Genomic DNA, 22,392 nt, shown 5'->3' with positions numbered 1-22,392 from the left:
CCGTTACGCGCACCGCACACCGGACGCTATGAAGGTGTGCGGTACCTCACGCGCCGGTTACAAATCGCTCAACCTCTGGTTGCGAAGCGGTGAGCAGTACACGATGGGCACATGACCCTGGCCGAGCGAGCCATGCAGCGACTGGAAGGCTGGCGCGACCTCAGCGCGGTCCCGGCCAGTTGCGGTACGGGGCGGGCGCTGCGGTCCGCCCACAGTGAGATCGTGCATTTCCACTCCGACCACGATGTGGACCTGCATCTCACGGTCGGGGCAATCCTCAGGTTCCACCACGATCTCAGCGAGTCGACCGCGATCCGGATCATCCCGGGCTCCCGCTGGGTGACCGTCCACCTGGACTGCGAGACGGACGTCGACCTGCTGCTGAGCCTGGTCAGCGTGGCCCTCAAGGCACACGCGGGCGGGCCCCCGTCCGGGAGCCCGCCCATGACCGGCTGCAACTTCCACCGGGTGACACTGGTGCCGCGCGACGGCGACTAGACGCTGCGCCGGCTGTGCGGCGATATGCCGTCGTTCGGCTGCCGCGCCGTCGTGGCTGGTCGCGCAGTTCCCCGCGCCCCTTTGGGGCGCTGTCCTCACCCGGGACTAGAACACCGCCGCCGTGTCGTCCTCCCCCGCCTCCAGCAAGGTCGCCGCCGCGCCGACGATGCGTGGATCGGGGCTGCCGACGACCTCCTCGTCCTTGTCGGCGTAGTCGAAGCGGGCGAGCACGCTGCGCATGGCCTCGACTCGGGCCCGCTTCTTGTCGTTGCTCTTCACCACGGTCCAGGGCGCCTGCTCGGTGTCGGTCTCCCGGAACATGGCGACCTTGGCGGCCGTGTAGTCGTCCCAGCGGTCCAGCGAGGCCAGGTCCATCGGGCTGAGCTTCCACTGCCGTACGGGATCCACCTGGCGGATCGTGAAACGGGTGCGCTGTTCACCCTGTGAGACGGAGAACCAGAGCTTGATCAGATCGACGCCGTCGTCCGTCAGCATCCGCTCGAACAGCGGGGCCTGACGCATGAAGCGGCGGTACTCGTCGTCCGAGCAGAACCCCATCACGCGCTCCACGCCGGCCCGGTTGTACCAGGACCGGTCGAACAGCACGATCTCGCCCGCGGTCGGCAGATGCTGGACGTAGCGCTGGAAGTACCACTGACCGCTCTCGCGCTCGCTCGGCTTCTCCAGGGCCACCACTCGGGCGCCACGCGGGTTCAGGTGCTCGGTGAACCGTTTGATCGTGCCGCCCTTGCCGGCCGCGTCGCGCCCCTCGCAGACGATGACGAGCCGGCGGCCGGTCTCCTTGATCCAGCGTTGCAGCTTCAGCAGTTCGATCTGCTGGAGCCGCTTGTGCCAGTCGTACTCCTTGCGCTCCATGCGCTGTTCGTACGGGTAGTTCTCCCGCCAGGTGTCCACCGGGCTGCCGTCGGGCCGGATCAGCACCGGGTCGTCCTGGTCCGTGTAGTCGACGCGCAGCCCCGACAACAGTTCGGTCATCCCGGCCTCCTTCTCGATGGTGTTCGGTTGGTCAGTGGCGTTCAGTGGAACTGCGGCACGATGAGATATATGCCGTATGCCACGACAGCCGCACAGGCGAGAAAGCACAACCCCGCCTGCGCGAACCCGAGGGCATGTGTGCCGCCGTCCTGTTCGCGGGCGGCCTCGACCTGGGCGAGGCCCAGGATGCCCAGCGCGAAGATGACGACCACACCGACGGTCACTCCGACACTCACCGCCGCGACCTCGCCGAGGGCGTTCCAGTCCAGACTCATCGCTCAACTCCCTTGACTCAGGCGGCCGTACGGACGTCCGAGGACGCCTCGCTGCGGATGGTGACCTCGTGGGTCTCGTTGACGTTGTCCGCGTGCACGGGGTTGCGACGCGAGGCGATCACGATGAATCCGGCCACGGCGGCGGCGATCAGGGCGATCAGGGCCGTCCCGAGGTTCCCGCCGTGCTTGACGACGGTCGCGGACAGACCGCCGACCAGGGCGGCGGCCGGGAGAGTGACCAGCCAGGCGATGACCATGCGGCCCGCGGTGCCCCAGCGCACCTCTGCCAGACGCCTGCCCAGTCCCGCGCCCAGGATGCCGCCGGAGCAGACCTGGGTGGTGGAGAGCGCGAAACCGAGGTGGGCGGAGGTAAGGATGACGGTGGTGGAGGCGGCCTCGGCCGCGAAGCCCTGCGGGGACTGGATGTCGGTGAGGCCCTTGCCCATCGTGCGGATGATGCGCCAGCCGCCGATGTAGGTGCCGAGGCCGATGGCGAGTCCCGCGCAGGTGATGACCCACACCGGCGGACCGGCGTCGTGGCCGAGCGCGCCCACCGAGATCAGGGTCAGGGTGATGACGCCCATCGTCTTCTGGGCGTCGTTCGTGCCGTGCGCGAGGGAGACCAGCGAGGCCGAGGCGATCTGGCCGAGCCGGAAGCCCTTGGTGACCGAGTCCTTGCGGGCCCGGGCGGTGATCTTGTAGGCGAGGTAGGTGGCGAGGAGAGCGGCGATTCCGGCCACGAGCGGGGAGGCCACCGCGGGGATCAGGATCTTCTCGACAACCTTGTCGAAGTGGACGCCGTTGGAGCCCGCGCCGACCCAGACGGCGCCGATCAGGCCACCGAAGAGGGCGTGCGAGGAACTGGACGGCAGTCCCAGCAACCAGGTCAGGAGGTTCCAGAGGATCGCCCCGACGAGCCCCGCGAAGATCATCCCTGGGCTGACCAGGGTGTCGTCGACGATGCCGCCGGAGATCGTCTTGGCGACCTCCGTGGACAGGAAGGCGCCGACGAGGTTGAGTGCCCCACTGATCAGGACCGCCGTTTTGGGCTTCAGTGCCCCGGTGGCGATGGACGTCGCCATCGCGTTGGCGGTGTCGTGGAATCCGTTGGTGAAGTCGAAGGCCAAGGCCGTGACGATGACGACCGCCACGAGGAACGTGATGTGGTCCATCGCTCGATGGAAGCAACCGAAGGCGTACATTCGGCCAACCGGAGGCCAAATCCAGGCATGGCCCGGTCAACGTAGGCGTACGTACGGCACCCTCCGACCCTCGTTCGCACCTTCCTGCACTTCATGCGCACACTTCCTTCTTTTTATGGCATGGCCCGGTCAAATCTGCGAAGCTTCCCCCGCGATCACGCAACAGCTACGCGCGTTCCCGCGGCCGCCCACCGGAACACCCAGTCCGGTCGGACGGCCACCGAGCAGGCCGGAATCCCGGCCGCCGTATAAGGAGTTCCGTGTGAGATCGACCCCCCACAAGGCCCTCGCCGCCGGCGTCTTCGCCGTCGCCGCGGTGGCCGCACTCTCGCTGCCCGTCACCCCGGCCGCCGCGGCACCGTCCGCGGCTCCCGTGGCAGCCGCCTGCGCCCCGGCGCAGGTGGTCACCAACGGCGGCTTCGAGAGCGGCACTTCGTCCTGGACACAGTCCTCCACGACTGTCATCACCAGCCGCACCGGCCAGAGTGCCCATGCCGGTTCCAGTTTCGCCTGGCTGGACGGCACCGGCGGCACGCACACCGACACGCTCTCCCAGAGCGTGACGATCCCGTCCGGCTGTGCCGGCGCCACGCTCACCTTCTGGCTGCACATCGACACCGCCGAGACGACCTCGTCCACCGCGTACGACAAGCTCACGGCGAAGATCGGCAGCACGACGCTGGCGACCTACTCGAACCTGAACAAGGCCACCGGCTACGTCCAGAAGTCGTTCGACGTGTCGTCGTTCGCGGGCCAGACCGTGAGCCTCGCCTTCAGCGGCACCGAGGACTCCAGTCTCCAGACGAGCTTCGTCGTGGACGACATCGCCCTCAACACCTCGGGCGACACCGCCCCGCCGGCCGACTCGACGCGCACACCGGCCGCCCCGGCGTACACCGTGAGTCTGAGCAGCAACACCGCCGGCACGGTCTGGACCGGCCACGAGAGCACGACCTTCACCAACGCCTCGGCGACCCCGCTCACCGAGGTGTACCTGCGGCTGTGGGACAACTACCACGGCACCTGCTCCGCGCCGCCGATCACGGTCACCAATGTCACCGGCGGCACCGCGGGCGCCCTCTCGGTCGCCTGCACAGCCCTCCAGATAGCGCTCCCGACTCCCCTCGCACAGGGCCAATCGACCACGATCGGCTTCGACTTGGGGATCACCGTCCCGAGCGGCGCCGACCGGTTCGGCTACGACGGCGCGTTCAGCATGATCGGCAACGCGCTGCCGGTCCTCGCGATCAAGGACGGCTCGGGCTGGCACCTGGACCCGTACACGAACAACGGCGAGTCCTTCTACTCCCTGGCCGCCGACTTCAAGGTGACCCTGGACCACCCGACCACTCTGCTGGTCCCGGCCACGGGCGCCTCGGTCGACACCGCAGGCACCAGTGGTCGCACGATCACCACGGCCACCGCGTCCAAGGTCCGTGACTTCGCGTGGGCGGCGGGCCCGTTCACCAAGATCTCGGGTACGTCGACCGCGGGCACCCCGATCAACATCTACTCGGTCACGGGCATCAGTTCGGCCAACGCCCAGTCGATGCTCACCACCGCCAAGTCCGCGGTCGACGCCCACGCGGGCCGCTTCGGCGCCTATCCGTACGGCGAGTTGGACGCCGTCATCGACAACAACTTCTGGTTCGGCGGCATGGAGTACCCCGGCTTCGTCCTCGACCTGGTCAGCACCACGGCACTCACCCATGAGATCGGCCACCAGTGGTTCTACGGCATCGTCGGCGACGACGAGTACAACAGCCCCTGGCTGGACGAGGCGTTCACCGACTACGCCACCGACCTGGCGCAGGGACTGACCGGCACCAACTGCTGGAACAACGTCTCCTGGGCGTCCTCCGCGGAGAACATCACCAACTCGATGGCCTACTGGGACGCCCACTCGTCCCGCTACTCCACCGTCGTCTACGGCTACGGCAAGTGCGCCCTGCACGACCTGCGCCGCACCCTCGGTGACACGGCGATGGCCAAACTCCTGAAGGACTACGCCACTTCGCACTGGTACGGCGTCTCGACCACGGCCGAGTTCAAGGCAGCCGCGCAGGCCGCCACGACCACGGACCTGACGTCGTTCTGGACGACGCACCGCATCATCGGCTGACGGAGCGGGGGTTGGGCAGGCTGACGGCCCGCCCAACCCCTTCGCCGTCAGACCCGTCGCGTAGGCGCCGCCGCGGTCGGCGGTACGGCGGTCTCGCCGGCCCCGGTGCGCCAGGCGTCGGCGAGTTCGGCGGGGAAGCGCCGGCCGCTGCGGGTGAGGACGACACCGGGGGCGAGTTCGACCTCGTCGCCCGGGCGGAAGGACCGGTCGGTCCCCGGCGGCAGCGTCTCCCACGGGCCGGGCACACCTCTGCGTCCGGCCCTGCGCATCCGCGTCCCGTACGTGCTGACATCACGGACCAGGACCGTCCCGCCCCGCGCCGAGACCGCCACATGCCGACGGCTGACCTGCACGGCGACCTCCGGGGACAGCAGACTGTGCAGGGCGATGCCCTCCGGTCCCGGCAGCCGTCCGACATGCGCCTCGGAGCCCTCGTCGAGGGTGTAACGGGCCACGCAGGTACGGTCGATGACGACCTTGAGCTGCGCCGCTGCGGGCCTCGGCCCCTCGTCGGTCAGCGGGGTGCCGTGCAGCTCGCAGGTGGGGACGCCGCGCCGCATGCGGGGCAGCAGGACGCGGTCGCCCCGGTGGACGTCGTAGAGCGTGCAACGGGGTTCCGGGCAGCGCCAGTTCCGCATGATGACCTCGGTCAGCGGGGTGCGGGCCGGACCGAGCAGACCCTGCTTCTTGAGGGCCGCGAGTTCCATGCGGTAGGAGATCTCGGCCTCCGTGCGCACGCCCATGTCCATGGGGACGAGAGTGACCGAGCCGTCGGGGCGCGACTCCGGTCTCAGGAACTGCCAGGTGTTCCCCTGGATCCACGGGTGTTCGACGCGATGGTCGACGTACTGGTCGCCGGTGACGACCCGGGTGCCGGTCATCCGGGCCAGGTCCAGGATGCGTTCGTCGGCGTCGTCGACCTCCTCGACCAGCCCGTCGGCGACCCACCGGCGCAGTCGGCGGACCTCGGCCGGATCGCCGAACTCCCGGTGCCCGCCCAGCAGACTGGTGTCGGCGACCAGGTAGACGGAGACATCGGGGTCCCCGGTGAGTTCTGTCAACGCCCGCAGGACGAGCCCGAGTCGGTGCAGGGAACGCGGTCCCCGGGGACCGATGGAGGTCTGGCGTACGACGTTGGAGAGTTCCACCAGATAGTCGGCGCCCTCCGCCGAGGGGACCAGATGCTGTTCCACGCACGCCTCCCAGTCCGACGAGAACGTCAACTGCCTTGATTCTCCCCGACCTTCGCCGTTCTTCCTTGATCTCCTCGGATACTTCCGGATGACCGGGTTGCGCCGGTACGATCACTCGCCTGGCGAGGGGGGACGAACATCTTGAACAACGCTGGGAACGGTGGCCACTTGAGACCTCTGGGCCCCGACGACCCGCGGGACGTGGCAGGTTACCGGCTGCTCGCCCGGATCGGCGAGGGCGGCATGGGTTCCGTCTACCTCTCGCGCACGCGTGGCAACCAGCCTGTCGCCCTCAAGGTGATCCGCCGCGAGTACGCCCAGGACGAGGAGTTCCGCCGCCGCTTCGAGCAGGAGGCGACCTCCGCCCGCCGGGTGCAGGGTTACCACATCGTCCCGGTCGTCGACCACGACACCACCGGCGCACAGCCCTGGCTCGCCACCGTCTACGTCCCCGGCCTCGCGCTGGACCGGGTCCTCGCCCAGTACGGACCGCTGCCGCTGCCCACGGTGCTTCAGCTGACCGGCTGCGCGGCGGAGGCGCTGCACGCCGTGCACAAGGCCGGTGTGATCCACCGGGACATGAAGCCGAGCAACATCCTCCTCGGTTCCGACGGCCCCTGGATCATCGACTTCGGCATCGCACGGGCCGCCGACGCCACCCAGCTCACCCGTAGCGGCGGGCTCATCGGCACCCCGCAGTTCATGTCGCCGGAGCACGCGAACGGCCAGGAACAGACCCCGGCCGCCGACGTCTTCTCCCTCGGCCTGATCGCCGCCGTGGCCGCGACCGGCCGCCATCCGTACGGGGACGCCGGGGCCATCACGCTGGCCACGAAAATCGCCAACACCGAGTTCCGCCCACCGGACTTGACCTCGTACCCCGAGCCGCTGCGCGAGGTCCTGGAACGCACGCTGGCGGCCGACCCCGCCGCCCGGCCCGCCCCTGCCGAACTGGCCGCCCTGTGCGAGGAGTTGACCGGGCGGCCGCTGCGGGACTTCACCGGCTGGCTGCCGGCGGTGGTCGCGGCGGACATCGCCCGGCAGGAGGAACTTGCGGGTGAGCAGGGTGAGTTGGCCGCTGACGTAAGTCTGCCGAGCGCCTCACCGGGTGCGGGCTTGGCGGGTGCGACCACCGTGCCTCCCGCCGCTGTGGCATCCGACTCCTCGGCGCCCAGCGGGTACACGCCCACCCAGAAATCGGGACCCGACCAGCCGACGCAGCACGCCCCGACGCGCCAACCACAGCCACAGCCTGCCGCCGGCCCGGCGCCCTCGGTCCCGCCCGGGGCACCGCCCTCGGCCACGTCTCCGACCCGCAGCCGGACCCCGCTGGCGGTCGGCGCCGCCGCGCTGGCCGTGGTGGTCGTAGCAGCGGCGGCCTGGGTCTTCACCCGTGACGACGACAAGGACACCGGCGCGAAGGGCGGCACCGGGCAGACAGCCTCGTCAACGCCCACCGGCACCACCGCGTCACCCTCCACGAGTTCGACGGCCGGCGGCTACACCGTGGTCTTCAAGGACAAGCCCCTCACCCTGCGCGCCCAGTTCACGACGGGCCGCAGCTCGTACACCAACGTCGACCTGGACTCACCGCGGATCGACACACACGCCTCCAGTTCGACGACCGGAGCCGAGCTGCAGTACGCGGAGTGGGGCACCGCCCACACGCTGAACTTCGTGACGACCACAGGAAAGAGCGCGGGTCCCACCCCCGAGGAGTGCGCCGAGGGTGCGGCGGCGGACGCGCTGCCCTCCCAACTCGCCGACGCCGACCAGGGCAAGGAACTGACCAAGGGCACGCTGCTGTGCACCGTCACCGACGAGAAGAACCTGGCAATGCTCAAGATCACGGACGTAGTGCTCCGAAAGGACCCGTCCGGCTACACCGCACGCGACTACGTCACCGAGCTGACGCTTTGGAAGGCGGCCTGAGAGGCGAGTCCGGCAGCGGTTCACCGGGCTCGCGGGCAGCGCCTTCCGCTCGATTACCCTTCCGCCATGACCAGCAACGGAAGCCGCCCACGTGATCACTCGGTGCAGTCCGTCGACCGGGCGGTGTCGATCCTTCAGGTGCTGGCCACGCGGGGTCCCAGCGGTGTGACCGAGATCGCCGAGGAGCTGGGGATCCACAAGTCGACCGTGTTCCGGCTGCTGGCGACCCTGGAGTCGCGGGGTCTGGTCGAGCAGGACACCGAGCGCGGGCGGTACCGCATCGGGTACACGATGGTCGAACTCGCCGCCGGGGCGAGCAAGGTGAACGACCTGTCCCTGCTGAGCCGTCCCGTCTGCCAGGAACTGGCCGCGGCCGTGGGCGACACCGTGAACGTGGCGATCCATGACGGGCACGACGTGATCACCATCGACCAGGCGATCGGTGCGGCGGTGATCGCGAGCATCGACTGGGTCGGCCGGCGCGCCCCGCTGCACGCCACCGCGGCGGGCAAGCTCTTCATGGCGCACATGACCCCGGACCAGGTCGCGGAGATCTTCGCCGAGGGGGCGGAGAAGTACACCCCGCACACGATCGTCGACCCGACGACCCTTGCGGAGGCGCTGGAAGCCATCCGCGAGCGGGGCTACGCCACCACCAGCGAGGAGCACGAGATCGGACTGGCCGCCATCGCCGCCCCGATCCGTGCCCTGGACGGCAAGGTCATCGCGGCCGTGACCCTGTCCGGACCCACCTTCCGCCTCACCGAGGACACCGTGCCCGGTCTCGCGGAGCAGCTGCTGGCAGCCGCCGCGAAGATCTCCTGGCGCCGGGGGTACGTGAAACGCGGATGAGCGCTGCGCGCACGGCGAGTTAACACGGCGGGCTATTGACGGCTGGGGATTCCCAGCTCCACCATTTGTCTCGTATGGCGATGCTGTTTTGCATCGTGAAACAGACGCGCCACAGCATCCTTCGAGGAGCAGCCGTGCCCTCAGCCATCCTGGACCCCCTGCTCCAGCCCTTCCGGCTCAAACACCTCACCCTGCGCAACCGCGTGGTCAGCACCTCCCACGAACCGGCGTTCGGCGAGGACGGCATGCCCAAGGACCGCTACCGCGCCTACCACGTGGAGAAGGCGCGGGGTGGAGTCGGTCTCACGATGATCGGCGGCTCGGCGGTCGTCTCGCCCGACAGCCCGCCGGCGTTCGGCAACCTGCTCCTGTACCGCGACGACATCGTCCCGTGGCTGCGCCGGCTCACCGACGACGTGCACGAGGCCGGGGCCGCCGTCATGTGCCAGGTCACCCATCTCGGCCGCCGCACCAGCAACTTCACCGGCGACTGGCTCCCGGTGGTGTCCGCCTCACCGCTGCGCGAACCCGCGCACCGCGCGTTCCCGAAGGCCGCCGAGCCCTGGGACCTGGACCGGATCGTCGCCGACTACGCTTCCGCGGCGGTCCGTTGCCGGGAGGGCGGTCTCGACGGCATCGAACTGGAGGCGTACGGCCACCTGTTGGACAGCTTCCTCTCCCCCGCGACCAACCACCGCGACGACGAGTGGGGCGGCGGCCCGGAGAATCGCATGGCGTTTCCGCGCCGGGTGATCCGGGCCGTCCGTGAAGCCGTCGGCCCGGACTTCGTCGTCGGGATCCGGATGTCGCTGGACGAGGCACAACCCGGCGGCCTCACTTTCGACGAGGCACTCACCGCCGCCCAGCAGTACGCCGCCGACGGCATCGACTTCATCAGCACCATCCACGGTTCCATCGAGCGCGACGCGTCCCTGGCGAAGGCCATCCCGTCCATCGGCACCCCGCTCGGTCCGTACCTGGACTTCACCGGTGAGATCAAGCGACGCCTCGCCATCCCAGTGATGCACGCGGCACGCATCGCCGACGTCGCCACCGCGCGGCACGCCCTGCGCGAAGGACTGCTCGACCTCGTCGGCATGACCCGTGCGCAGATCGCCGATCCGCACCTGGTCGCCAAGGTGAAGGCCGGCCAGGAGGACCGCATCCGGCCCTGCGTCGGGGCGAGTTACTGCCTCGACGCGATCTACGACTCAGGCGACACCAAGTGCGTCCACAACCCGTCCGTCGGCCGCGAACTCCACCTGCCCCACCTCATCTCCCGCACAACGGGCAGCCGTAGGAAGGCAGTTGTCGTCGGAGCGGGACCGGCCGGGCTGGAGGCGGCTCGGGTACTGGGCGAACGCGGCCACGATGTCGTCGTGTTCGAGGCGAGCGACCAGCCCGGCGGGCAGATCAGGCTCGCCGCGTCGAACCCGCGCCGGGCCGATCTGATCCAGATCGTCGACTGGCGCCTCGCCGAGTGCAAGATCCTCGGCGTCGACCTGCGCCTGGGCGTGTACGCCGAGCCCGACGACGTCCTCGCCGAACACCCCGACCTGGTGATCGTCGCCACCGGAGGCATGCCCAACCGCAGCTTCCTCACCGCCGGTGAGGGCCTGGTGGCCGACACCTGGGACGTGATGACGGGTTCGCTGCGCCGCCCGCGCGGCGAGATCCTGGTCTACGACGACCACGGCGGCTACCCGGCCATGGACGCCGTGGAAGTCCTCACCGCGTCGCCCGACGTCCGGATCGAGTTCGTCACCCCGGAGCGCGCCCTCGCCCCCGACGTCGGCAGCATGAACTCCCCTGCCTATCTAAGGGCGTTCACCGCGCACGGTGTCACCACCACGCTCGCCCAGCGGCTGCGCTCCGTGCGCCGCACCGGGGACGGACGGCTGGCCGCGACCCTCTACAGCGAGTACACCGAGGCCGAGACCGAGCGGATCGTGGACCACGTGATCGTGGAGCACGGGACCCTGCCGACGGACGAGTTGTACGTCGAACTCCTCCCCGGATCCACCAACTTCGGCGAGGTCGACCACCGCGCCCTGCTGGGACACGAGCAGCAGTCCGTGGTCCGCAACGAGGCGGGCCACTACCAGCTCTTCCGCATCGGCGACGCCGTCGCCTCCCGCAACATCCACGCCGCGATCCACGACGCGCTGCGGCTGTGCCTGCCGGTCTGAGCGCCACCCCCGTCCGCACGTCAACTCCCCAGTCGTACCGGAGAGATGAGATGAAGCAAGCGACCTCCGACGTCGGCGACCTCGTTGCCCGCCGTCCCGCCGGTCAGAGCCTCGAAGCGCCGTTCTACGTCGGCGAGGAGTTCTTCGACCTCGACATCGAGGCCGTCTTCGCCCGGAGTTGGCTGTTCGTGGCCGCCGAGGCGGAGCTTCCCGAGCCCGGCGACTATGTGACGGTCGACCTCGGGTCGTACTCGATCATCGTCGTGCGCGACGACGACGAGGACGTCCGGGCCTTCCACAACGTCTGCCGCCACCGCGGGGCGCGCATCCTCAACGAGGAGCGCGGCTCGGTGGGCAACATCGTCTGCGGGTACCACCGTTGGACGTACGGCGTGGACGGCAAGCTGCTGTACGCCGAGTCCCAGGCGCCCGGCTTCGACCCGTCCTGCTTCGGGCTGCGGTCGGTGCACGCGCGCACGGTGGCCGGGCTGGTCTTCATCTGCCTCGCCCAGGAGCCGCCGGAGGACTTCGACGAGGTCGCCGCCCGCATCGAGCCGTATCTCGCACCGCACAACCTCGCCAAGGCGAAGGTCGCCACGCAGATCGACCTGGTCGAGAACGGCAACTGGAAGCTGACCATGGAGAACAACCGGGAGTGCTACCACTGCGTGGGCCATCCCGAGCTCCAGGCCTGCTACTTCCCCATCTACGGCTACCAGGAGAAGGACATCCCGCCCGCGCTGCGCCCCGCCTACGAACGCTTCCTGCTGGCCGACGCCGAGGCCCGAAAAACCTACGACTCCCTGGGTCTGCCCTACGCAGAGATCGAGGAACTGGACACCCGCCCCACCGGTTTCCGCATCCAGCGCGAACCACTCGACCTCGCCGGGGAGTCGTACACCCCGGACGGCACGGCCGCGTGCACCCGCCTGCTGGCGGACTTCCCCACGGCCCGCCTGGGCCGGCTGTCCATGCACATCCAGCCCAACTCCTGGTTCCACTTCATGGCCGACCACGCGATCACGTTCTCCGTGATCCCGCTCGGCCCGGACCGCACCCTCGTCCGCACCACCTGGCTCGTGCACGCCGACGCCGTCGAGGGGATCGACTACGACCTCGACACCCTCACGAAGGTGTGGAAGGCCACGAACGACCAGGACGCGGTGCTGGTCGCTCGCGCCCACCAGGGCATCAGCAGCCCGGCCTACCTGCCGGGCCCGTACGGTCCGACGGAGGAACAGGTCGAGGCGTTCGTCAACTGGTACGTGACCAGGCTCAAGGCACACCTGGAGCTCCAGCCATGAGCGAGACCGAAGAGCTGCTGGTCTGCCGTCAGGTGCACCCGCTCACGCACGACGTCAGCACCTTCGTGTTCGAGTACGCCGAACCCCGGCTGTTCCGGCACGACCCGGGCCAGTTCCTGACACTGGCCCTCGACATCGACGGCCGGCCGGTCCAGCGCTGCTACACCATCTCCTCGTCCCCCACCCGCCCCTTCCTGCTCTCGATCACGGTGAAGCGCCTACCGGGCGGGCTCGTGTCGAACTGGCTGCACGACCACCTCAAGCCGGGCGACACCGTGCGGGCACACGGACCGCTCGGCGAGTTCTCCACGGCCCGGCATCCGGCGCCCAAGTACCTCTTCCTGTCCGGGGGTGTCGGAGTGACGCCGTCGATGTCGATGACCAGGACGCTGTACGACCTCGCGGACCCCGCCGACGTGGTGTTCGTGCACAGCGCGCGCACCCCGGCGGACATCGTCTTCCGCCACGAACTCGACCTCATCGCCGCGACCGCGCCCAACATCCGGATCGTCCACATCTGCGAGGAGGACCGCCCGTACGCCCCCTGGGGCGGACACCGCGGCCGACTGACCATCGAGACGCTCCGGCAGATCGCGCCGGACTTCCTCGAACGGGAGGTCTTCACCTGTGGCCCCGCCCCCTACATGGCCGCCGTGCGGCAGATGCTGTCGGACGCGGGCCTCGACATGGACCGCTACCACGAGGAGAGCTTCACCTTCGAGGCGACGACCACGACGGCCGACGCCTCGCCCACGGCCGCTGCGGACACCGGTTTCAAGGTCGAGTTCACCCGCAGCGGACGCACCATCGAGTGCGACGCCGACACCTCGCTCCTCGCCGCCGCGTCCAGAGCCGGCCTCAGCCTGCCGGCCTCCTGCGCGCAGGGCATGTGCGGCACCTGCAAGACGACCCTGCTCTCCGGCTCCGTCGACATGCAGCACAACGGAGGCATCCGGCCACGCGAGATCACCCAGAACAAGATCCTGCTGTGCTGTTCAAAGCCGCTGGAGGACGTGGTGATCGACGCATGAGGACCACCCCACCCGGCTCGGTCAGCGGGCCTGCCGACCGAACGCCTCGTACGCCGCCTCGTCGAACAGCACGAAGGTGACCTCGTCGACCGAAGTCTCCGCGGCCCGCACGGTTTCTACGGCGATGCGCGCGGCGTCGTCCATCGGCCAGCCGTAGATACCGGCGGACACGGCGGGGAACGCGACCGTACGGGCGCCGAGTTCATCGGCGACCCGCAACGACTCCCGGTAGCAGGAGGTCAGCAGTTCCGAGCGGTCCTCCTCGCGGGAGTAGACGGGTCCCACCGTGTGGATCACCCACTGGGCGTCCAGTTCGCCCGCCGTCGTCGCGACCGCCTGGCCGGTGCGCAGACCCTTGCCGATGGGGGTCCCCCCGCGCGAGGTTGTTCGAGCGTGGGGGAGGGAGGCGCGGAGCTTGCGGCAGTCCGCCAGGATCGCGGGGCCGCCCCTGCGGTGGATCGCGCCGTCGACTCCGCCGCCGCCCAGGAGGGAGGAGTTGGCCGCGTTGACGATCGCGTCGGCGCTCTGCCGGGTGATGTCACCCCGGACGAGGGTGATGGTGGTCATGACTGCCTCAGTCGTCGCCAGACGGCCTTCGCCGCGTTGTGTCCCGACATGCCGTGCACACCGGGGCCGGGCGGGGTCGCCGAGGAGCAGATGAAGACGGCCGGGTGCGGGGTGCCGTACGGGGAGAGGGAAAGCTTGGGGCGGAGCAGGATCTGGAGTCCGGAGACCGCGCCGGTGCCGATGTCGCCGCCGACGTAGTTGGCGTTGCGGGCGGCGAGTTGGGGCGGGCCAGCGGTCGCTCGGGCGAGGACGCGGTCGCGGAAGCCCGGGGCGAAGCGCTCCAGTTGGCGTTCCAGGGCGTCCGTGAGGTCGCCGGTCCAGCCGCTGGGGACATGGCCGTAGGCCCAGAAGACCTGCTTGCCGGCCGGGGCCCTGGTGGGGTCCACGACACTGGGCTGCACGGTGATCATGAACGGCCGCTCGGGGGCGCGGTTCTCGCGGGACGCCGCGCGCAGGGCGTTGCCGATCTCCGTGCTGTCGGCGCCGATCTGCACGGTGCCGGCGGTGCGCGCCTCCTTGGCGGTCCAGGGCACCGGGCCGTCCAGCGCGTAGTCGACCTTGAAGACGCCGGGGCCGTAGCGGAAGTTCTCGTAGTAGTTGCCGAAGCCCGCGATCTTCGCCAGGGCGGTGGGCGAGGTGTCGAAGACGTAGGCGCGGGCCGGGGGCAGGTCGTCGAGGCGCTTGACCTCGTAGTCGGTGTGGATCTCGCCGCCGAGGTCCTTCAGGTAGGCGGCGAGGGCGTCCGAGATGGACTGGGAGCCGCCGCGGGCGACCGGCCAGCCGCGCGCGTGTGCCGCGAGGGCGAAGACCAGGCCGATGGCTCCGGTGGCGAACCCGTTGAGCGGGGCCATGACATGGCCGACCAGTCCGGCGAACAGGGTCTTGGCGCGCTCGTCCCGGAAGCGGCTGGTCAGCCAGGTCGACGGGGGCAGACCTGCCAGGCCGAAACGGGCGAGGGTCACCGGGTCGCGGGGCAGCGCGGTGCTCGGCAGGGACATGAAGTCGCGGACCAGGGTGTCCCACTTGGGGAGGAAGGGCTCGACCAGCCTGCGGTACGTCCCCGCGTCACGCGGTCCGAAGGAGGCGGCCGTCTCCGCGACCGACCGCGACAGCACGGCCGCGCTGCCGTCGGTGAACGGGTGCGCCATGGGCAGTTCGGCGTGCAGCCACTCCAGGCCGTAGCGCTCCAGGGGCAGGGCGCGGAACGCGGGTGAGTTGATGCCCAGCGGGTGCGCCGCCGCACACGGGTCGTGCCGGAAGCCGGGGAGGGTCAGCTCCTCGGTGCGGGCGCCGCCGCCCACGGTGTCCCGTGCCTCGAACACGGCCACGGAGAAGCCGCGCCGGGCCAGCTCCACGGCAGCCGTCAGTCCGTTCGGCCCCGCACCCACCACGACCGCATCGAGCATCGACGGCACCTTCGGACCCCTTCGTCAGCCGATGGCAACAGGGCCCGACGCCGCAGGACCCGCCCTCCGGGCGGACGGCGGGAATTTGACGACAGGCCCTGGAGTCAGGATATGCCGCGGCACCGACAATCCCGGGGCCAGCCCGTCCAGTGTGCGGAACCCGTGACCCTACGACGCCCTCAGCAGTTCGTTCACCCGCCGGGCCGTCGCCGCGTCGCGGGCCGCCGTGAACGGGAGTGCGTTGCCGCCCGTGATGCGGAACGGCTCTCCGGTGAGCGTGAGGTGGGCGCCGCCCGCCTCCTCGACGAGGAGCAGGCCCGCCGCGTGGTCCCAGGCCGCCTCCCAGGAAAAGGCCGTGGCGTCCAACTCGCCCCGGGCGATGGCGAGATACTCCAGTCCGGCCGAGCCGCACGGGCGCGTGCGCACACCGTCCGCCCAGAGGCCGAGCAGGGCGCGCTTCTGGGCGTCCGTCGTGTAGTCCGGGTGGGAGGTGGCCACTTCCAGGTCCCGGGTGGGGTCCGGGGCACCGGAGCGCAGCCGGACGCCGTCGAGGAAGGCGCCGCCGCCCCTCACCGCCATGGCCAGTTGGTCGCGGGCGGGGGCATAGGTCCAGGACGCGAGCAGTTCGCCGTGCCGGACTAGGGCGACCAGGGTGCAGAAGCCGGTCTCGCCGCGCACGAACTGGCGGGTGCCGTCGACCGGGTCGACGATCCAGACCGGGGCGTCGCCCTGTATCGCCTCGTATGTCTCCGGGTCGGCGTGCACCGCTTCCTCGCCGACCACGACGGAGCCGGGCAGGAGGGCGCCGAGCACCTGGGTGAGATGCCGCTCGGCGTTGCGGTCGGCGTCCGTGACGAGGTCGTGCGGGCCGCTCTTCTGGTCTATCTCGTGCGCGGCGAGCTGCCGGAAGCGGGGCATGATCTCGGCCGCCGCCGCCTTGCGGATCGCGTCCTCGACGTCGGCCGTGTGCTGTACGAGAAACTCGTCGATGGTTTCGGTGTCTTCGATCATGTCTCCATGAGAGCACGCGTCACTGACAATCCCCACCCGCCTGGTGCACTCCGGGTGGAATCACCATGAACACCCGGAGCCGGGGTTCAGCGCTTTCGCGGGGGCCTCAGCGCCCCACGGCGTACCCCTGCATGCCCCGCGGATTCGCCGCCGCCGACAGGATTCCGGCCTCGGGGTCCCGGGCGACCGCGCACAGCCGCCCCTCGGACCAGGCGTCCCCGATGGTCACGTCGTGGCCGCGCCGACGGAGTTCCTCCACCACGGCCGCGTTCATGCGGGACTCGACCGTCACGCTGCCCGGTCGCATGCCGCGCGGGTAGAAGGAGCCGGGGAAGCTGTCGTTGTGCCAGTTCGGGGCGTCGATCGCGCCCTGGAGGTCGAGCCCGCCGCGTGCCTTCGCGCGCGTGGCGACCGCCAGGAAGAAGTGCAGTTGCCACTGGTCCTGCTGGTCCCCGCCGGGCGTGCCGAAGGCCAGGACCGGCACTCCGTCGCGCAGGGCGAGCGACGGGGTGAGCGTGGTGCGCGGACGGCGGCCCGGGGCAAGGGAGTTGGGCAGGCCGGGCTCCAGCCAGGCCATCTGCAGCCGGGTGCCGAGGGGGAAGCCCAGTTCGGGCACCACCGGGTTGGACTGGAGCCAGCCGCCACTGGGCGTGGCCGCGATCATGTTGCCCCAGCGGTCGACGACGTCGAGGTGGCAGGTGTCGCCCCGGGTACCGCCGTCGGCCGTGACCCGCGCGACGGTCGGCTCCCCCGCCCCCATCGGGTCGAACCCGGACTCCGGGGGTGCCACCACGCGCGCGTGCCCGCTGAGCCGTGGCACGCGCCCTCCGGGACTGCCGGGCCGCAGCTCGTGCGAGGCCTTCTCGCCGATCAGCTCCCGTCGCGCCGCGTTGTAGTCCGCCGACAGCAACTCCCCCAGCGGTACGGACTCCTCGCCCGCGTCCCCGTACCAGGCCTCCCGGTCGGCCATCGCGAGCTTGCAGCCCTCGATCAGGAGGTGGACGTAGTCGGCGGATCCGTGGGCGGGCAACTCGGGCGGGAGGAGCGCGAGTTGCTGGAGGAAGGCCGGGCCCTGGCTCCAGGGGCCTGCCTTGCAGAGTGTCCAGCCGTTCCAGTCGTACGTCGCCGGCGCCTCGTAGGACGCGGACCAGGAGGCCAGGTCGGCGGCGGTGAGGGTGCCGGTGTGGCGCTCGCCGCTGGTGTCCATGGTGGGCCGCCCGGACTGCCGTACGAGGGCCTCGGCGATGAACCCGGACCGCCACACCTCCCGTGCCGCCTCGATCTGGGCCTCCCGGTCACCCACCCCGCCGACCTCTGCGAGCAGCCGCTTCCAGGTGGCGGCGAGGGCGGGGTTGCGGAACAGTTCGCCAGGCCTGGGCGCCTTCCCGCCGGGCAGGTACACGTCCGCCGACGAGGTCCACTCCGTCTCGAACAGCTCCCGTACGGCCTCGACGGTCGCCCCGACGTTCTCCACGCACGCGTGCCCGTCCTCGGCGTACCCGATGGCGTACTTCAGGACGTCGGCGAGGGACTTCGTGCCATGGTCGCGGAGCAGCAACAGCCAGGCGTCGAAGGCTCCGGGGACGGCCGCCGCGAGGGGTCCCGTACCGGGTACGAGATCCAGACCGAGTCCCCTGTAATGGTCGATCGTCGCGCCTGCGGGTGCGACGCCCTGTCCGCACAGCACCCGTACCTCGCCGCCCGCCGGGGCGAGCAGGATGGGCACCTCGCCGGCCGGGCCGTTGAGGTGCGGCTCGACGACGTGCAGGACGAAGGCCCCGGCGACGGCGGCGTCGTAGGCGTTGCCGCCGTTCTCCAGGACGGCCATCGCCGACTGCGAGGCCAGCCAGTGGGTGGAGGACACCATGCCGAAGGTGCCCTGGAGCGTGGGGCGGGTGGTGAAGTACATAACTCACCTCGGTGTTCGCGCGCGTGGGCCGGGGCTCGGCTCCGGTCGCCCTGATCGGGCAGCAGACTATCGACCGGGGGCGTGCACACGTCACCGCCCTACTTCGCGGGAGCGAACACCCGTTGTGCCGCGACGACCGCCCCGCCGCGCGCCCACTCCTCGAACGGCAGGGGGCGGACCACGAGATCGCAGTCCACCGCGGCACCGAAGGCGTGGTCCACGAAGGCCTGCCGGATGTGGTCGGCGAACAGGTCGTAGGAGGCGACGCCCTCGCCGGAGATGATGATCCGCTCCGGTCCGATGAGGTTGGCGACGCAGGCCAGGGCGAGGCCCACGGCGTGTCCGGCGCGGGCGAAGACGGCCCGGACGGCGGGGTCGCCGGTGTGCGCGAGGCGGATCGCGCCGTCCATGGTCAACTCCGCGTCGCCGGTGGCCTGTCGGGCCTGCTCGACGATCGCGTGGGTGGAGGCGACCGCCTCCACGCACCCGGTGTTGCCGCAGGTGCAGATCCGGTCGGTGCCGCTCACCGGGAGGTGTCCCACCTCGCCCGCCACACCGTGCGCCCCGGAGACCACTCGGCCGGCGACACAGAGCCCGGCGCCGATGCCGGCGCCGACGGTGACCAGGGCGAAGATCGACAGGCCGACACCGGCGCCGAACCACTGCTCGGCCACGGTCAGGGCCCGTACGTCGTTCTCGATGACCGTGGGTGTCCCGGTGGCCGTCTCGACGAGCTGGGCGAGCGGTACCCGGCGCCAGTTGAGGAAGGGCGAGTACTGGACCGTGCCCAACTGGCTGTCCACGTCGCCGGAGATGGTGACCCCGATGCCGTGGAGGTCGGTGGCGCCCTCCAGGTTCGCCGCCGTGCGCAGTTCGTCGACCAGTCGGGCGATGGCCAGCACGACGGTGCCCACGTCGCGTGAGCCGAGCCGGACGCGACGGGAGGCCAGCGGACGGGCCGTCAGATCGGCCAGTACGCCGATGAGTTCCTCGCCGGTGACCTTCACACCGGCGAACAGGGCGCGTTCGGCCCGTACTTCGACCGGGGTCGCCGGGCGGCCGTTCGTGCGCTCGGTGGCGGGCCGGCCTCCCTCGGTGATCCAGCCGTCGGCCATCAGCGAGGTGGCCACTTTGGTGACGGCTCCCGCGGTCAGTCCGGTCCGCCGGCCGATCTCGGCGCGACTCAGCGGACCGTGCTGGAGCAGGGTCTGCAGGACGAGTGCGGCCGCGGGTGGCTGGTCGGCGAGGGTCATGGGGCGACGTTACCTTTCCTTTGGAAAGTAAGACAAGGGATATACATCGGCCCTATCGGCCTGAAACCGCAGGTCATTCGACAACAGGTGGCCGAAACCCCCCACCAGGCCCCACAAAGGTCGGAGTTTTCTAGGGGCCGACTATGTTGACGCTGGAAGGAAACTAAGCCTAGATTCGCCGCACTCCTCGTCGGGGCGGACGGGACGGTCCTGCGCCGGTGAGGAGTGTGTGGCCCCCACCCACTCGCCCGTTGGTCCCAGCGAACCCTCTCGGTGATGTCCCGGGACGACCACCACCGAGAGGCTCCCCGCACCCGACACCTCAGGCGGGAACCCGCCTGCAGCCGCGCCCTGACGGAGTACACACATGCCTCGTCCAGCTCGACCCACACGTCTGAGAACCCTCACCTGCCTCACCGCGCTGACGGCGGCGCTCGTCGTGCCCGCCTCCGCACGGGCCGCGACCGCCGCGGACGCCTCGGGGGCCCAGGCATCCGGTACCACGACTGTCACGACCACGCCCGTCGTGGCCGCCAAGCCCTACATGGGCTACAGCACCTGGAGCGTCGAATCCACCAACTTCCCCGGCTACGGCGGGGATTGGCTCACCGAGGCGCACGTCCTGCAGCAGGCCGACGTGCTGTCCGCGAAGTTGAAGTCGCACGGCTACGACTACGTGAACGTGGACGCCGGTTGGAACGACGCCAAGGGCGACGCTTATGCCCGGCCGACCCCGAACCTGACGAAGTTCCCGCACGGGATGAAGTACCTGGCGGACCAACTCCACCGCAAGGGACTGAAGTTCGGCCTGTATCTGGCCGTCGGCCTCTACCAGCAGGCGTACAACGACGGCAAGACGCCCATCTATAACGCCCCGGGCTGTACCACCAAGGACATCGTCTACCCGGACCTGCGCAAGACCAGCGGCTGGGACGACGTCTCCTACCAGCTGGACTTCTCCAGCCCCTGCACCACCAAGTACATCCAGTCCGAGGCCGACCAACTGGCCTCGTTCGGCGTCGACTTCCTCAAGATCGACGGGGTGGGCCCCGGCTCCAACCAGGGCGACGCGGCGCACAACAACGTCCCCGACATCCAGGCGTGGCACACCGCCCTGAAGAACACCGGGCGGCCCATCGAGTTCACCCTGTCCTGGTCGCTCAGCCACAACCAGGCCGACGTCTGGAAGGCCAACTCCAACGGCTGGCGCATCGACACGGACGTCGAGTGCTACTGCGACACGCTGGTGACGTGGAACAACTCCGTGAAGGCGCGCTGGAACGACGTCGTACCGTGGATCGACGACGCAGGGCCGGGCCACTGGAACAACCTCGACTCGCTCGACGTGGGCTCGGACGTCATGGACGGCGTCAACCAGACCGAGCGGCAGAGCTACATGACGCTGTGGGCCATCGAGGCCGCGCCGCTGTACATCGGTGACGACCTCACCAAGCTCGACAAGTACGGTCTGAAGCTGCTCACCAACGACGAGGTCATCGCGGTCGACCAGGCGGGCAACCCGGCCAGGCCGGTCAGCCAGAAGACCCCCCAGCAGGTCTGGTACTCCCGTAACACGGACGGCAGTTACACCGTGGCCCTGTTCAACCTGGGCAAGGGCTACTCGGACGTGACCGCCGACTTCAGCGACCTCGGCATCAGCGGCAAGGCCAAGGTCCGCGACCTGTGGAGCCACAAGAACCTCGGCTCGGTGAGCGGCAAGTTCACCGACAACCTGGCCCCGCACGGCTCACGTCTGCTGCGCATCACGCCTCCGAGCACCGGAACCCACCCGGGTGTGCCGCTCAACGTGCACGGCACCGCGTCGACCGGCGACAGCGTCTCGCTCGCCTGGAGCGCGGTGAACTCCGGTACGAAGACCACCGGTTACGACGTGTACGCCAATGGCACCAAGAAGGCCACCGTCACCGGCACCTCCGCCACCGTGAGCGGTCTGAAGGCCGGTACCGCCTACTCCCTCACCGTGGTCGCCCACGACGCGAAGGGCCGAAAGTCCGCCCCCAGCAAGGGAGTCGACGTCACCACCACGGCGGCCGGCGGACCGGTCGCCTACGAGGCCGAGGCCTCCGGGAACACCCTCAGCGGCAACGCCTCCGTGGGCGACTGCTCCGCGTGCTCGGGCGGCAAGAAGGTCGGCAACCTCGGCGGCACCGGAACCCTGGCGGTCAACCACGTCACCGCGCCCCGCGACGGCACCTACCTGATGAAGGTCGACTACACCGACGGCGACACCGGCCGCACGATGATCATCAGCACGGGTGACACCTCCTTCCAGCAGTTCCTGCCGGGCAGCAACGACAACAACTGGGGCCGGCCGAGTTCGATCACCGTGCCCGTCCAGCTGAAGGCCGGCGACAACACGATCACCTTCGGCAACGCCACGGACTACGCCGCCGACGTGGACCGCATCACCCTCTGACCCACGTCCGCCCGACCCCGACCGGCGTTCCAACCGACCGACATCCGAGGAGAGTTCCGTGGTGGTCACATCACAGGGCGAGCCCAAGACGCCGACCACACCGCCGTCCGCCGCGGTGACCACCACGGCCACCGCCCCCGGCTCAACCCCCCGCGTCCGCAAGACCCGTTCGGCCCGCAGGGCGAGCCGCTACGCGCCGACCAGAGCCGCGGCGG

At 70.0% G+C, this 22,392-nt stretch carries 17 protein-coding genes; 8 read left to right on the top strand and 9 right to left on the bottom strand.

The genetic code is table 11. The features are described from left to right. Positions 1–111: 111 nt before the first annotated feature. Entirely contained in the window at positions 112–498 is a 387-nt protein-coding gene (locus tag R6V09_RS10460; RefSeq protein ID WP_043678676.1) for a luciferase domain-containing protein, read from the top strand. A 105-nt stretch (positions 499–603) separates the two neighbouring features. Here the strand turns inward: R6V09_RS10460 and ppk2 are convergent, their stop codons facing one another. Genes ppk2 through R6V09_RS10445 form a run of 3 tightly spaced genes read right to left on the bottom strand, consistent with a single transcriptional unit; the run spans position 604 to position 2,941 of the window. Then, on the bottom strand, positions 604–1,494 hold the full coding sequence (gene ppk2, locus R6V09_RS10455; RefSeq protein WP_317881084.1) for a polyphosphate kinase 2: 891 nt from the start codon (positions 1,492–1,494) through the stop codon (positions 604–606). Positions 1,495–1,535: 41 nt separating this feature from the next. Beyond that, entirely contained in the window at positions 1,536–1,769 is a 234-nt protein-coding gene (locus tag R6V09_RS10450) for a hypothetical protein (RefSeq protein ID WP_317881083.1), read from the bottom strand. Between the two features lie 17 nt (positions 1,770–1,786). Next, positions 1,787–2,941 carry an inorganic phosphate transporter gene (locus R6V09_RS10445; RefSeq protein WP_317881082.1) on the bottom strand — a complete coding sequence of 385 codons (1,155 nt, stop codon included), beginning with the start codon at positions 2,939–2,941 and terminating at the stop codon, positions 1,787–1,789. Between the two features lie 292 nt (positions 2,942–3,233). Between R6V09_RS10445 and R6V09_RS10440 the strand changes: the two genes are divergently transcribed. Further along, complete coding sequence (locus R6V09_RS10440) at positions 3,234–5,093, top strand: M1 family aminopeptidase (RefSeq protein WP_317881081.1); 1,860 nt, start codon at positions 3,234–3,236, stop codon at positions 5,091–5,093. A gap of 47 nt (positions 5,094–5,140) precedes the next feature. Here the strand turns inward: R6V09_RS10440 and R6V09_RS10435 are convergent, their stop codons facing one another. After that, positions 5,141–6,286, bottom strand: a complete 1,146-nt coding sequence (locus tag R6V09_RS10435; RefSeq protein WP_317881080.1) for an FHA domain-containing protein — start codon at positions 6,284–6,286, stop codon at positions 5,141–5,143. 168 nt (positions 6,287–6,454) lie between these two features. Here R6V09_RS10435 and R6V09_RS10430 point away from each other — a divergent pair, with 168 nt between their 5' ends. The 5 genes from R6V09_RS10430 to R6V09_RS10410 all read left to right on the top strand — a co-directional run bounded on the left by R6V09_RS10430 (position 6,455) and on the right by R6V09_RS10410 (position 13,594). Next, positions 6,455–8,218: a serine/threonine-protein kinase gene (locus R6V09_RS10430; RefSeq protein ID WP_317881079.1), complete on the top strand. Its 1,764-nt coding sequence runs from the start codon at positions 6,455–6,457 to the stop codon at positions 8,216–8,218. A 66-nt stretch (positions 8,219–8,284) separates the two neighbouring features. Beyond that, complete coding sequence (locus R6V09_RS10425; protein WP_317881078.1) at positions 8,285–9,070, top strand: IclR family transcriptional regulator; 786 nt, start codon at positions 8,285–8,287, stop codon at positions 9,068–9,070. Positions 9,071–9,204: 134 nt separating this feature from the next. Continuing rightward, positions 9,205–11,259, top strand: coding sequence for an NADH:flavin oxidoreductase (locus R6V09_RS10420; protein WP_317881077.1), 2,055 nt, complete (start codon positions 9,205–9,207; stop codon positions 11,257–11,259). 50 nt (positions 11,260–11,309) lie between these two features. Further along, positions 11,310–12,563 carry an aromatic ring-hydroxylating oxygenase subunit alpha gene (locus R6V09_RS10415; RefSeq protein WP_317881076.1) on the top strand — a complete coding sequence of 418 codons (1,254 nt, stop codon included), beginning with the start codon at positions 11,310–11,312 and terminating at the stop codon, positions 12,561–12,563. Beyond that, the gene (locus tag R6V09_RS10410) at positions 12,560–13,594 is read left to right on the top strand and encodes a hybrid-cluster NAD(P)-dependent oxidoreductase (RefSeq protein WP_317881075.1); all 1,035 of its coding nucleotides are present in this window, start codon (positions 12,560–12,562) and stop codon (positions 13,592–13,594) included. The genes R6V09_RS10415 and R6V09_RS10410 overlap by 4 nt, the downstream gene beginning before the upstream one ends. A 21-nt stretch (positions 13,595–13,615) precedes the next feature. Here the strand turns inward: R6V09_RS10410 and R6V09_RS10405 are convergent, their stop codons facing one another. The 5 genes from R6V09_RS10405 to R6V09_RS10385 form a co-directional block, all read right to left on the bottom strand. After that, positions 13,616–14,161, bottom strand: coding sequence for an O-acetyl-ADP-ribose deacetylase (locus R6V09_RS10405; RefSeq protein ID WP_317881074.1), 546 nt, complete (start codon positions 14,159–14,161; stop codon positions 13,616–13,618). Continuing rightward, on the bottom strand, positions 14,158–15,567 hold the full coding sequence (locus R6V09_RS10400; protein WP_317881073.1) for a phytoene desaturase family protein: 1,410 nt from the start codon (positions 15,565–15,567) through the stop codon (positions 14,158–14,160). The genes R6V09_RS10405 and R6V09_RS10400 overlap by 4 nt, the downstream gene beginning before the upstream one ends. 168 nt (positions 15,568–15,735) lie before the next feature. Next, positions 15,736–16,578, bottom strand: a complete 843-nt coding sequence (locus tag R6V09_RS10395; RefSeq protein WP_317881072.1) for an inositol monophosphatase family protein — start codon at positions 16,576–16,578, stop codon at positions 15,736–15,738. A 106-nt stretch (positions 16,579–16,684) separates the two neighbouring features. Further along, entirely contained in the window at positions 16,685–18,487 is a 1,803-nt protein-coding gene (locus tag R6V09_RS10390; protein WP_317881071.1) for a gamma-glutamyltransferase family protein, read from the bottom strand. A 98-nt stretch (positions 18,488–18,585) separates the two neighbouring features. Then, positions 18,586–19,740, bottom strand: coding sequence for an ROK family transcriptional regulator (locus R6V09_RS10385; RefSeq protein WP_317881070.1), 1,155 nt, complete (start codon positions 19,738–19,740; stop codon positions 18,586–18,588). Between the two features lie 367 nt (positions 19,741–20,107). Here R6V09_RS10385 and R6V09_RS10380 point away from each other — a divergent pair, with 367 nt between their 5' ends. Continuing rightward, complete coding sequence (locus tag R6V09_RS10380) at positions 20,108–22,177, top strand: fibronectin type III domain-containing protein (RefSeq protein WP_317881069.1); 2,070 nt, start codon at positions 20,108–20,110, stop codon at positions 22,175–22,177. The last annotated feature ends 215 nt before the right edge of the window (positions 22,178–22,392 follow it).

The organism is Streptomyces sp. W16, assembly GCF_033194735.1.
Taxonomy (GTDB): domain Bacteria; phylum Actinomycetota; class Actinomycetes; order Streptomycetales; family Streptomycetaceae; genus Streptomyces.
Note: the sequence above shows the minus strand (reverse complement) of the source record. Positions and strands in the feature narration are given on the sequence as shown.